Annotated in this window: 12 protein-coding genes; 5 read left to right on the top strand and 7 right to left on the bottom strand. The window is 52.1% G+C overall.

The window, feature by feature from the left end; all coding sequences use genetic code 11:
* Positions 1-76: 76 nt before the first annotated feature.
* The 3 genes from idi to A7983_RS16260 all read right to left on the bottom strand — a co-directional run bounded on the left by idi (position 77) and on the right by A7983_RS16260 (position 4,763).
* Complete coding sequence (gene idi, locus A7983_RS16270; protein ID WP_005972755.1) at positions 77-616, bottom strand: isopentenyl-diphosphate Delta-isomerase; 540 nt, start codon at positions 614-616, stop codon at positions 77-79.
* 140 nt (positions 617-756) lie between these two features.
* Positions 757-3,063, bottom strand: coding sequence for a beta-glucosidase BglX (gene bglX, locus A7983_RS16265; protein WP_005972757.1), 2,307 nt, complete (start codon positions 3,061-3,063; stop codon positions 757-759).
* A gap of 353 nt (positions 3,064-3,416) precedes the next feature.
* A complete protein-coding gene (locus A7983_RS16260) occupies positions 3,417-4,763 on the bottom strand; it encodes an aspartate aminotransferase family protein (protein WP_005972759.1) in 1,347 nt (448 codons plus the stop codon).
* A 416-nt stretch (positions 4,764-5,179) separates the two neighbouring features.
* Here A7983_RS16260 and A7983_RS16255 point away from each other — a divergent pair, with 416 nt between their 5' ends.
* From A7983_RS16255 to A7983_RS16235, 5 genes are all read left to right on the top strand, one after another.
* Positions 5,180-6,199 (top strand): ABC transporter substrate-binding protein, encoded by a 1,020-nt coding sequence (locus A7983_RS16255; RefSeq protein WP_005972761.1) that lies wholly within the window; start codon positions 5,180-5,182, stop codon positions 6,197-6,199.
* 77 nt (positions 6,200-6,276) lie between these two features.
* Positions 6,277-7,287, top strand: coding sequence for an ABC transporter ATP-binding protein (locus A7983_RS16250; RefSeq protein ID WP_005972763.1), 1,011 nt, complete (start codon positions 6,277-6,279; stop codon positions 7,285-7,287).
* Complete coding sequence (locus tag A7983_RS16245) at positions 7,284-8,936, top strand: ABC transporter permease subunit (protein ID WP_005972765.1); 1,653 nt, start codon at positions 7,284-7,286, stop codon at positions 8,934-8,936. Before A7983_RS16250 ends, A7983_RS16245 begins: the two co-directional genes overlap by 4 nt.
* A gap of 31 nt (positions 8,937-8,967) precedes the next feature.
* On the top strand, positions 8,968-9,738 hold the full coding sequence (locus A7983_RS16240) for a DeoR/GlpR family DNA-binding transcription regulator (protein WP_005972767.1): 771 nt from the start codon (positions 8,968-8,970) through the stop codon (positions 9,736-9,738).
* Positions 9,739-9,885: 147 nt separating this feature from the next.
* Complete coding sequence (locus A7983_RS16235; protein WP_005972769.1) at positions 9,886-10,572, top strand: glutathione S-transferase family protein; 687 nt, start codon at positions 9,886-9,888, stop codon at positions 10,570-10,572.
* A 74-nt stretch (positions 10,573-10,646) separates the two neighbouring features.
* Here the strand turns inward: A7983_RS16235 and pbpG are convergent, their stop codons facing one another.
* The 4 genes from pbpG to cyaB form a co-directional block, all read right to left on the bottom strand.
* A complete protein-coding gene (gene pbpG / locus A7983_RS16230; RefSeq protein ID WP_005972771.1) occupies positions 10,647-11,594 on the bottom strand; it encodes a D-alanyl-D-alanine endopeptidase in 948 nt (315 codons plus the stop codon).
* Between the two features lie 150 nt (positions 11,595-11,744).
* A complete protein-coding gene (locus A7983_RS16225) occupies positions 11,745-12,254 on the bottom strand; it encodes a DUF6622 family protein (RefSeq protein ID WP_005972773.1) in 510 nt (169 codons plus the stop codon).
* A 41-nt stretch (positions 12,255-12,295) separates the two neighbouring features.
* On the bottom strand, positions 12,296-12,652 hold the full coding sequence (locus A7983_RS16220; protein WP_005972775.1) for an FMN-binding protein: 357 nt from the start codon (positions 12,650-12,652) through the stop codon (positions 12,296-12,298).
* 60 nt (positions 12,653-12,712) lie between these two features.
* Positions 12,713-13,255: a class IV adenylate cyclase gene (cyaB, locus tag A7983_RS16215; protein ID WP_005972777.1), complete on the bottom strand. Its 543-nt coding sequence runs from the start codon at positions 13,253-13,255 to the stop codon at positions 12,713-12,715.
* Positions 13,256-13,279: the final 24 nt, after the last annotated feature.

The following is a 13,279-nucleotide window of genomic DNA, read 5'->3' as shown; positions in this document are numbered from 1 at the left end:
CTTTCGATCTGCCTCGTGCTCCCCACAGCACGAACGGTGCCGCACGGAAACGCGGCAATTAACGCGGCGGTTCAGACTAGCATGATGGCTCAGATTTGAACGCTTGCCAGTGCTCAGGAATACGCGTGAAAGTCAGTTGGAACCAAGCCGTAAACTGCTCAGGTGTTGCCACCATCCGCCCTGCTATCTCATCTAACGACTGGTACTCATAGCTCGACACTTCATCGGGATTGATGTTCGGAATATCATCCGTCACGCCAAAATACACATGCCCCAACTCATGCTCAATCAACCCGTTATCCAGCGGCAGGCGATAGGTCAGCGTAAACATTGGCGTCAGCGCACAGCGTAGCCCCATCTCTTCATACAAACGACGATGCGCTGCCTGTAACGTCTCTTCACCGGGCGCAGGGTGGCTGCAACAGGTGTTGCTCCACAAACCGCCGCTGTGATATTTCTCTTCTGCACGCTGCTGCAATAACAACTGCTGGCGAGAGTTGAAAATATAGACAGTAATCGCACGGTGCAACACGCCTTTTACGTGCGCTTCCTGCTTTTCCATGACGCCCGTTGGCTTGTCATTTTCATCAACCAGCACCACTTCGGTCAATGGCATACCTTCCTCCTGCAATACCTTATTCTCCGGTAATCACGTTTTATTTCGACAATCACACTGCATTTCGACAATCACACTGCATTTCGATAATCACCCTTCGTGCATTCGCCGCCGGAAGCTCCGGCGGCGAATTAACCTATTTATAACAGGGTGAAGCTGTCGCTTTTCACACGCTGTGAATCCAGACCGATCATCACGTCGAACTTACCGGGCTCCACCACCTGCTGCATGCGGGCATTGTAGAACTTGAGTGCATCCTGATCGAGCGTGAAGGTGACCGTGCGGGATTCTCCCGGTTGTAGCATCACTTTCTCAAAACCACGCAACTCTTTCAGAGGACGGCTGATGGAAGCCACCACATCGTGCAGATACAGTTGTACGACCGTTTCACCAGCACGACTGCCGGTATTTTTCACCGTTACGCTGGCGTTGATCGTTCCGTTACGCTTCATCGTCTGACTGGACAAACGCACGTCTGACACGCTGAACATGGTATAGCTCAGGCCATAGCCAAATGGATAGAGCGGCCCATTGGCCTCGTCATAGTAGTGAGAAGTATATTTACCCGGGTTTTCCGGCGTATAAGGACGGCCTGACGGCAGGTGATTGTAATAAATCGGAATCTGCCCGACAGAACGCGGGAAGGACATCGGCAGCTTGCCTGATGGGTTATAGTCACCAAACAGCACATCGGCGATCGCATTGCCGCCTTCCGTGCCGCTGAACCAGGTTTCCAGGAACGCATCGGCCTGTTGATCTTCACGCACCAGCGCCAGAGGGCGACCGTTCATCAGCACCAGCACCAGCGGTTTACCCGTGGCTTTCAGCGCCGCGATCAGGTCACGCTGGCTTTGCGGCAGATCGATATTCGATCGGCTGGATGCCTCATGTGCCATCCCCGCAGCCTCACCGACAACCGCAACCACCACATCCGCCTTCTTCGCGGCTTCTACGGCTTCATCGATCATCACCTGCGGTGGACGTTTATCCACCTGCACCGCATCTTCATACTGATTCAGGAAATCGATGATGCCTTTGTGATTACTGACGTTGGCACCTTTAGCATAGAGAATCGTGGCTTTATCGCCGACCGCATTCTTCAGGCCCTGATAAACGGTAATCGTCTGTTTCGTGACGCCCGCAGCAGACCAGCTTCCCATCGTATCGCGCTGGCTGTCAGCCAATGGCCCCACGACGGCAATCGTGCCCTGCTTTTTCAGTGGCAGCGTTTGCAGACGGTTTTTCAACAGCACCAGACTTTTACGCGCCACATCACGTGCATCCAAACGGTGTAAGCGGCTTTCCGCATTGGTATCCACCGGATCGGAACTCGCAACGCCCAAATGACGATACGGATCTTCAAACAGCCCCATATCGTATTTCACGTTCAAAACCTGACGGCAGGCATCGTCGATCTCCTGCACGCTCACCGCACCACTTTTCACCAACTCAGGCAGATAGCGCACGAAATATTCGTCGCTCATACTCATCCCGATACCGGATTTAAGCGCCAGACGTGACGCATCGCGTGGATCGCTGGCAACGCCATGCTTAATCAGCTCTTTAATCGCACCGTGATCGGTAATGGTAATGCCTTTGAAATTCCACTGATCGCGTAGCACATCCTTCAGCAACCAACTGTTTGAGGTGGCCGGTGTACCATTGATGGAATTCAGCGCCACCATCACGCCGCTGCTGCCAGCATCAATCGCCGCTTTGTAAGGCGGCATATAGTCCTGGAACATGCGCTGAGGGCTCATGTCCACGGTGTTATAGTCACGTCCACCTTCAACCGCACCATAAAGCGCGTAGTGTTTGACGCTGGTCATCAGCGAGTGGCGTCCGGTGACGTCATCGCCCTGAAAGGATTTGACTACCACACCAGCGATTTTACTGGTCAGCCAGGTGTCTTCACCGAAGCCTTCCGACACGCGACCCCAGCGCGGATCGCGGGTGATATCCACCATCGGCGCCCAGGTCATATTCAGACCATCTTCTGTCGCTTCATAAGCCGCCACCCGCGCGCTTTTCGCAATCACGTCCATATCCCAACTGGAGGCTAACCCCAGAGCGATAGGGAAAATGGTGCGCTGGCCGTGCACCACATCATAGGCAAAAAACAGGGGGATCTTCAGGCGGCTAAGCTGCATCACCTGATCCTGCATCGCACGAATATCTGGGCGGGTCACCGTATTAAAAATCGCGCCAACCTGGCCGTTTTTAATCATTTCCCGAATGGCTTCTTTCGGGTTATCCGTTCCGACGCTGATCAATCGGAGCTGGCCGATCTTCTCTTCCAACGTCATTTTCTTCAGCAAATCCGTGACGAATGCATCACGCTGCTGATGTGAAGGCGATATTGATGCTGGCACAGGCGTCAACGCCTGCGCAAACGCCGGATTACAGGCAAGTCCAATTGCTATAGTCAGTGAAGTAAGCCATTTCATTCGTTATAAAGACCCAGTCAATCCAGGCGTCAGAGTCAGAACAGCGCGCTGAAGCACAAGACAGGTTGAAAATTCCGACGGTCACATCCCTTCTCTGACAAGGTGAAAAACATCTTCCCTGCCTTAAGCGACTAAGGCTTCCGATAGAGGTTGCCGCACCGACGCACTCAAATGCACAGCGCGTAATATAGTGCATTTGTTGAGATTTCATTTAATAAAAACTGCAAGAATAATGCTAGACGATACGCATAATTCACATTCAGCCTAAGCAAGATGGGCGGTGACGGGGGAAAAACGTACAGCGTGGAGACACATGCGGCGACAGTTGCCGACGCATGTGTCTCTGAGGGAAATTAACGTCGATGTGACTGCAAGTTTAACGCCCGATCGAGCGCCCCGACCAGCCAGTCAATATCATGCTCCTGAAATGCCAATGGCGGGCGCAACTTCAATACATTACCATGCGGACCGGCAACCGATGTGAGGACGCGTTCAGCGCGAAGTTGTTCAACCACGTCCAGCGCCAGCGCTTTATCCGGTGTTTTTGTTTCTCGATCGCGAACCAGCTCAAAGCCGATAAACAGCCCTGCCCCGCGCACATCACCAATACACGCATGGCGATCGGCAAGCAGCGCCAGCTCCCGCTGCAATTTTTCCCCGACAATACGGCTATGCTCCTGTAAACCTTCCTCGCGAATAACGTTTAATACCGCCTGTGCTGCCGCCATCGACACCGGGTTTCCACCAAACGTATTAAAGTAGGGAATGTCATCGCTGAATGCCGCCAGCACATCGGCTTTTGCCAAGAGCGCCGATACCGGTATGCCGTTGCCCATCGGTTTACCCAATGTCACGACATCGGGCACAATACCATGCCGGCCAAATCCCCAAAAATGTTCGCCCGTGCGGGCAAAACCGGGCTGGACTTCATCAGCGATGAAAATCCCACCATTGGCATGTACTACCTCTATCGCAGGTTGCAGATAGCCAGCCGGCCCCGGCATTACACCATCCGAAGAAAAAATGGAATCAACCAGAAGACCAGCGAATTTGATGCCGTTCGCGGCCATATCATCAATTTGACATTGAATTTGCTGCGCAAACCAGGCACCCAAATCGGGTGCATTCACGCGATAGCGATCGGGCGCTGGAACAAGACGCGTTGTCGCCGCCAAAGGCTGCCCACTTCCGAGCGCAGGCGACGCACCGGACGTCAGTTCGCTGGTCCCGTGATAGGCTTCTCGGCTCACAATAATGCCAGTCCCTCCGCTATAAGCGCGAGCCACGCGAATCGCCAGATCGTTGGCCTCCGATCCGGTACACATGTACATCGCCTTATTGATGGCGGCAGGCACCGTACTGAGAATATCCGCAGAGTAATCCAAAATACGTTCGTGCAAATAGCGGGTATGGGTATTGAGCTGACGCATTTGCTCGTGAACGGCGTCGATGACCGCAGGGTGACAGTGCCCGATACTGGCGACATTGTTGTAGACATCCAGATACTTATGCCCAGCAGCATCCCACAGATATTGCCCCTCACCGCGCACCAGATGCACTGGGTTACGGTAGAACAAACGGTAAGAATCCCCTAGCACCTGGGTGCGCCTATTCGTCAGTCTACGGGTGTCCTCATCCAGCGCATCTGCATGTTCAGTACGAAAACTGTTGGTATCCATAATGGTTGATCGTGTCGCCATAATGACTCCTGTATCAAAGGTTGTGGCCCGATGGCATATCACAGGGGTAAAACGCATCGTGCATGTTCAGATAATGTCCACCCTACACCAAAAGCAATAAAATACACAAATACAAAAAAATGCACTTTTTTGATGCACAAAAATGCCAAAAAAGTGCAATGAAATCGTCACAAAAAACAATACACCGGTCTGTCCATTTGTTGTTTAAGTCATCTCACGCACAGAAAAAATAAATAACATATTGATTAACCTTAAAATTCCAACAACAAATATCATCAAATCAGAAAATGGCACGATTAGTGCTAAAAATTTAGACCACTCGTAATAAACACAAAAATGCACATAACGAGCGATATTCCGTTCGAGACGAGGGGGACACCGATGCCAACATTTTCCACAACCGTAGGGGAACATTTATGAACCGATCTTTATTTCACCGCGTCAGTCTGCTTGCGGCATTCACCTGTGCCACGCTGGTTAACGCTGCCGCACACGCTGGCACCGTCACGGTCTATACCTCGTTGGAAGAAGATGAGATCAAAGATTACGTCGCACAGGCCAAGAAAGATTTGCCCGACCTGACCATTAACGTACTGCGCTTGTCCACTGGTGACCTTGGTCCACGGATCCTGGCCGAATCCAAAAATCCGCAACATGACGTCATTTGGGGCTGGGCGGTAACCAGCGTGATGGATCCACGACTGTCTGCATTATTAGAACCTTACGATGCCAAAGGTAGCGACAACCTCGCCGCCACTTATCGCGCGCCGGATCACAAGTGGTTTGCGGCAACAGGCTATATGGCCGCCTTTTGCGTCAACACCGAAGCGCTAAAAGCCAAGAATCTTCCGGTACCCGCCTCCTGGCAGGATCTGACGAACCCGATCTATAAAGGTGAGATTGTGATGCCAAACCCCGTGTCGTCCGGCACCGGTTACCTGCAAATCGCTGCATTGCTGCAATCTAAAGGTGAACAAAACGGTTGGGCATTTCTGAAGTCGCTGGATGGCAACATCGCCCAATACACCAAGTCAGGCTCACGCCCGTGTAAAGCCGCACGCACGGGGGAATATGCCATTGGCGTGTCACTGGCTTTCGCCGCCATGCAATCAATTGAAGAAGGCTACCCCGTCAAAATGGTGATCCCAAACGATGGCGCAGGCTATGAGTTGGAAGCCTCCGCTCTGATGGCGGCGGCCAAGAACAAACCGGACGCTAAACGGTTCCTTGACTGGACACTTTCCAGCCATGCCGCCGCGCTGTACACCAAATACAAAGAGATCGTAACCATCCCTGGCGTTGAACAGTCAAAAGCCGCGCAAATGGCGGGTCTGCCAGCCGATCTCACTCACGTTCTCTACCCTGTGGATTTTACCAAAAGCGCCAACGATCGTGACGCGACACTGGCAATCTGGCAAAAATCCATCGGCCGCTAATGGTCTGAATTTGCAGTAAAGACTGCCGCACAAAGTCTGTCCGCCTTCGCGGCAGTCGTAATTAAGAGGTCGCATTCATGGCACTGGTTATTCAAAATCTTTATAAAAGCTTTGACGGTTATGTCGCTCTCGATCGCATCAATTTGTCGATCGACAATGCCGAGTTTGTCTGCCTTCTTGGCCCTAGCGGCTGTGGTAAAACGACCTTGCTACGCATCATTGCCGGGCTATTAAGCTGTGATGGGGGAAAAATCACGCTGGACGATCGCGATCTGGTTAACGTACCGGCAAGGGAACGAGGCTTTGGCATCGTCTTTCAGTCCTACTCACTTTTTCCCCACATGACGATTGCGCAAAATATTGGCTATGGTCTCAAAATCCGCCAGACGCCTGCTGAGGAAATTGCCGCACGCGTCAGCGACCTATTGGACACCGTGCGCCTCAGCGGATTTGGCGATCGCTATCCTGCTCAACTTTCAGGCGGGCAGCAGCAGCGAGTCGCGATTGCACGCGCGCTGGCGGTCAATCCTTCCCTACTGTTACTGGATGAACCGCTTTCGGCACTGGATGCACGCGTGCGCGCCGGATTGCGTCAGGAATTACGCGACGTGCAGCAGCGGCTCGGCATTCCGACCCTGATGGTCACGCACGATCAGGAAGAAGCCATGAGCATGGCGGATAAAATCATTTGCATGCACGGAGGGCGCATTGTGCAGGAAGGGACGCCGCACGAACTCTATACCCGCCCACGCACGCGTTTCGTTGCCGAATTCATGGGGCACAGCAATTTGCTGTCGCGTGATGTCGTCAACACATGGATGCCGGAACTGCTCCCCTCAGCACAGGAAATAGCACTACCAGAAGGTGCCGAATTGTTTATCCGTCCGGAAAGGATTGCGCTGCATAAAGTAGAAGGTGCTGAAGGACGGGTCATCAACACCAGTTTCCTCGGCAGTATCCAACGCGTACAGGTGCTATGGAAGTCGCAGCCGCTGTTGGTCGAGACTAGCAGCACCGTGAACTGGAGCCCAGGCGACTCCATTCATCTCTCGATTCGCGCAGAAGACTGCGCTTGGGTGCATGCATGAATCAGATACATCTCCCCCCGCAAACGGTCAGCGATCGCTGGCTTTCCCGTCTGTGTCTGTGGGTCCCGCTGCTGGCACTGCTCATGTTTTTCGCTATACCGATGCTAAGTATCGTCTGGCACAGTCTGTTGAACGATCGCAACGGTACGGTTGGGTTATCAAACTATTTGGCGCTAATGGATTCGCCTGGCATCTGGCGGGCGACCGCAAACAGCCTGTTACTTGGCATCGTCACCACGCTGGTCACGCTCTTGCTGGGATTTATTGTCGCCTATGGGTTGGAATGTACGGCGATGCCTGCAAAGCGTTTTATCGCATTTTCGACCTCGCTGCCTATCCTTGCGCCCTCGCTGGTGTTGGGATTGGGATTGATTTTTCTGCTGGGAAGAAACGGCATCATCGGCAATCTTCTTGGCGTGCGATTGGATATTTACGGTTTCTGGGGGCTATTGATCGCCAACGTCCTGTACGCGCTGCCACAGGCGATTCTGATCATTCGCACCACGCTGCGCCATAGCGATACGCGCCAGTATGAAGCCGCTAACGTTCTGGGTGCATCTGACTGGCGACAGTTTCTGGATATCACCCTGCCCGGCCTGCGATACGGCCTGCTAAGCGCGGCCTTTGTCATCTTTACCATCACGATCACTGATTTCGGCAACGCGATTGTCATCGGCGGCAACTTCTCAGTACTGGCGACCGAGATCTACAGCCAGGTCAGTGGGCAAATGAAATTCGGCATGGGAGCCGTTGTCGGGATCCTACTCCTGTTGCCTGCGGCAGCATCGATCTGGATAGAGCGCGCAACGACCAGACGGCAAAAAGCCATTGGTTCACATGCGGCTATTCCGCACGTTCCGCAGCCGCTGCGCACGCGCGATATGTCGTTCTACCTGGCAACCATGACGATTGCACTCATGATTGTCACCGTTATTGGCACCGTCATTATTGCCAGCATGATACGCCTATGGCCGTACCGTCTGGATCTGACACTAAAACATTACGATATCGATCTCGCGGGAGGCTATACGCCACTGTGGACATCCGTCTGGATCTCAGCACTGGCGGCAGCGGTTGGCACCGCACTGTTATTCCTGCTCACATTCGGTATTCACCGCCAACCGGGCAAAGTTGCTAATACCGCCGCACTGCTTAGCGCGTTGCCTGTTGCCGTCCCCGGCCTGGTATTGGGGCTATCTTATGTGTTCACGTTTAATTCGGCCGATCTTCCCTGGGGAATGCTGTATGGTTCGGCGCTGCTGGTGGCATTGTGCAATTATTACCACTATCACACGCAAGGCTACACCACGATGATGATGGGGATACGCAACGTCCCGCATGCGATGGAAGATGCCACCACGGTTTTAGGCGGCGGCGTAGTGCGTATTTTGCGTGATGTCTACCTGCCAGCCATGCGCGTAACGCTGATTTCGGTCGCTATGTTTTTATTCATGCGCTCAATGGTTACACTATCAGCCGTGATTTTTTTGGTCACGCCGTCGCTGCCTTTAGGTGCCGTCACCGTGATGCGGCTGGATGAAGCCGGCTTTACGTCACAGGCGGCCGCTTTTTCGACCTGTATTATGGCTATCGTGGCGATAACAGCACTGCTTCTGCACCTTGTGACAGAGAAGCGGCAATCATGGTAACCGGTGTCAAAACATCAAAGAATGGACAGCTATGTTAGAAGAAACGCGGTTACATCGCATACAGGCTCTGCTCTCAACATTAAACCGAGTGAGCACCGAGAAAATTATTCAGCATCTCGGTGTTTCACGCGAAACGGTACGACGCGATATTCTCAAGCTGGAAGCGGCAGGAGCGTTGCGCCGCGTTCATGGCGGGATCGTAGCCACAACGGAAGCACCGGAACCACCGTTGTCCATTCGCAATACCGTGCGCGAAAAAGAGAAGCAGGCTATTGCCCGTGCAGCGGTGCAACAGCTAAAGGCCGGACAAACGCTGTTTATCGACGCGGGTAGCACCACCTCCCTGTTAGCCGACGAACTGCTTTCTATGCCGGGAATGACGGTGATTACCAACAGTCTCACCGTTGCGCAGAAACTTACCGCAACAGAGTCTGTCGCACAACATAGCGTGATACTACTCGGTGGATACATGGGAGCTTCAGCACAGGCAACCAGCGGTGATATCACCCTCAATGAACTGGATCGCTACCGTGCCGACGTGGCGATCCTCTCTCCGGTCGGGGTAGATGCGGCCTCTGGCGCGACCAGTTTTGCTCACCACGAAGCGGCAATTGCCCGATCGATGGTGCAACATGCCAGAACGCGAATTATCCTCGCGGATCACAGCAAGATTGGCATCACGAGCCGCGTGGTCTATGCCACCATGCAGGAAATCGACATGATCGTGACTGATACGCTTAGCGCAGACAAACCCGAACTCTCGTTACTCCAGAGGCACTGCCAACAGGTGATTATCGCCTGATGAACCACGATGGATCGCTTTTCCCGTGGTTCATCGCTGGCCTCATACCCGATTCTTATACTCGCCACGCTGGCATGTAGATGCTGGATGATTTATACCGTCTTTCGTGCTAATGCTAAGGCTTCGTTAATACAAGGAGCCTCAGACATGTATCAGTTGTACATCGCCAATAAGAACTATTCATCCTGGTCACTGCGTCCGTGGGTGTTGTTGAAAACACTGTCGATTCCTTTCGAAGAGAAGCAGGTTGTTTTTGCGCCGGGCATGGCACAGCCAGCATTTAAGGCCTTTTCCCCGACGGCAAAAGTCCCCTGCCTGATCGATGGCGAAATCACCGTCTGGGATTCACTGGCGATTACCGAATATCTGGCTGAACAGCACCCCGACATCTGGCCTGCCGATGCTAAAACCCGTGCCTGGGCACGCTGTGCCGCCGCCGAAATGCATTCCGGCTTTACTGCACTGCGCAATACCTGCGCCATGAGCTGCGGCGTGCGTGTCAAGCTGAATGAGATATCTCCAGCTCTCAGCAGCGACATTACCCGTATCAGTGAGCTGTGGCAGGAAGGATTGACACGATTTGGTGGGCCGTTTTTGGCGGGGAAACAATTTTCGGCAGTAGACGCGTTTTTTGCTCCTGTCGTTTTCCGTATCAAAACCTATCAGCTTCCCGTCTCGTCGGAAGCCGCCGCCTACTGCGAACACTTATTGGCATTGCCCGCGATGCAGCAATGGCTACAGGATGCATTAGCAGAAACCTGGCGTGAAGCCGCACACGAGGAAGATGTGACAAATGCAGGTGAAGTGATAGAGGATTTTCGCGCACACGCATAGCACAGTCGCAGACGGTGGCCCATTCGGCCACCGTCAAAACGCCCCTATCCAGAACATGGGGAGGGGACAATCTGTTATTCGGTATCGATATTCGCCATGCTCTGCGGTTGGCGGGAAGCTAGCGATTTTTGTTTCTTATAGCTCAATGCCGCAGCGGGCACCTCGCTAACTTTACCGGTTTCAATCCACTTACGCAGACGGTTAGCATCTGCAAAATGTGTGTATTTACCGAAGGCATCCAATACCACCAGCGCAACAGGCCGTTGATTAATAACAGTGCGCATCACCAGACAGTGTCCCGCCTGATTGGTGAAGCCCGTCTTGGTCAGTTGAATACTCCAGTCCGCCTTGTAGACCAGATGATTGGTGTTTCTGAACGGCAGGCTATACGCCGGGTTGGTGAACGTCGCCGTTTTTTCCTGTGTCGTGCTGAGCTGGCTCAGTAGCGGATATTGCTTGCTGGCAATCAGGAGTTTAGTGAGATCGCGAGCGGTCGAGACATTATTGATGGACAAGCCGGTCGGCTCTACATAGCGCGTGTGGGTCATGCCTAAGGCACGGGCCTTGGCATTCATCGCGCGGATAAATGCCTGATAGCCGCCCGGATAGTGATGCGCCAGGCTAGCCGCCGCCCGGTTTTCAGATGACATCAGCGCCAGTAGCAGCATGTCATGACGGCTGATCTCACTGTTCAAACGAACGCGCGAGTACACCCCTTTCATTTCTTTCGTCTGGCTGATATCTACAGAGATGATTTCATCCAGCGGCAGATTGGCATCCAGCACCACCAGCGCCGTCATCAGTTTCGTCACAGAGGCGATCGGCACCACGACGTCAGGATTGCTCGAATAAAGGATATGGTTATCACGCAAATCCACGACCATCGCGCTACCGGAAGCAATTTCCTGATGCGCACTGCCAGCGGAATACGTCGGCGCTTTCGCCACAGCCTGTGGCAACATCACAGCATGGGTTGACAGTATCAACAGGCCAAAAAGAGAAAGCTTAAAATTTTTAGTCATTCTTCAATAACTTAAACAGTATTCTGTTAAATGAAAGGGATAGGCATCGGCATTATAATTTACTGCCTCTCCCCACGCACTCATGCAGCAGAAAAAGCTTTGTGACAAATTTTGACAAACGGCTTTAGCAAGATACTGTTTTTTATAGCATTACGTTAGAGACGGTCTTATTTTACGCATCTGGTTGAGCAAACGCAGGCTGACGCCGCTGAATATCCCGGCGGTAATCCCGCCCACTGCACCGGACAACAAGCAGAATACCGGATCATGCGCTAACGTGGGAAACCGGGCCAGTTGAACGGAAAAATAGAAGCGAAAACAAAACGTCAGCAGCATTAAGACTAAAGGCCACCACGATCCGGTGCGTTGAAAACAGCGCGGTTCCGGCAGGTAGATCCCTGACGTCGTTCCCCATATCCACCCAATGCTCAGCCCAATAACCAACATCAGTAGAAAACCGCCCACCGCCGCAAGCGGGAGTTGCAACGTGTGAAAAATCGCGCTAACGCCCCACACCATGAAAACCATAGGCACAACTAACATCCGCACCAGCGATTGTCGCCTCGGCTGACTGGCTTTTACGCCAGCATAAATCAGGTAACCCAAAACGGCCCATACCCAGTAAGGCGTGTGACGCAGAGTAATCAGTAGATTTTCCACGGCAGTGTGATTCCTTTATCCATCAACGCGAATGGTCACGATTACGGTGTTACTTTTGCCTGTTCCAGCGCCTGTTTCACCGCATTAATCACCCCCTGACTCGATAACGTTGCCCCCGTTACCGCATCCACCTTATTAATGTCCTGCTTCTCAAGAAGCTCCGGCACAATTTCATCGGTCGCGCTCAGCATCATCGCTTCGGTATCGCCATGCTTGCGCACTTCAGCGTTAGCGATCTTCCCTTCTTTAATGCTGACCGTCACCTCAACCTCTGCCGCCTTACCCTGCGCTTTACCGATGTAGGTGCCATCTTTATATTGCGCCACATTATTACCATGAGCGGATAAAGAAAAAGCCATCACTAACGTGGTCAGCACGGCCGGAATAGATTTTTTCATCAGTTTTCCCTACGTAAATAAAACAAAAAGAGCAACAATTCAATAACCAGAAAAGAACAATCAGTTAAAACCTAATAATTGATAATACGATTTCGTTTCAATATTATCCAATGACAATTGAAGCTGTAGCGCACACGACATACACCGATCTCTGAGTGCTTTCAACTGGGTTTCATCATCGGTCATTATCGATATTTCCACGAAATAACCAAGGGATTCAATATAATCGAGCGTAATATGAAAAGCATTTAAAAAATAGATGCTGCGAATTTTATGAATCTCAAACAGGGGCTGATACCCTAACGTCTGTAGCATACTGTCGGTTTTTTCAAAAATTTCGACGTTAACCGCTTCGCAGCGATCGGCTCCCGGCCCTTTAACAATCCAGAGCTTTATCCCCGATGGTTCCATGCGACGTACCAGCATTTTTATATTTTGCTGTTGCAATCGCTTCTCTGAGTCATCGTAATAAATATCATGTTCTTTATTTTCAAAGACGAAAGCCTCTGGATGAAGACTAAAAAGCGTATTTCTGAAAACGGCGATATCGTCGATGTGAAATTTAAGTTCAACTTCATATTTCCCTATGAAATGTTCAACCATGTTCTTTCCCCTCACTGGATTCAC

It is taken from the genome of Pectobacterium wasabiae CFBP 3304, assembly GCF_001742185.1.
In the GTDB taxonomy this organism is placed as follows: Bacteria; Pseudomonadota; Gammaproteobacteria; order Enterobacterales; family Enterobacteriaceae; genus Pectobacterium; species Pectobacterium wasabiae.
The sequence above is the reverse complement of the archived record's forward strand: the minus strand, read 5'-3'. Positions and strand labels throughout refer to the sequence as shown.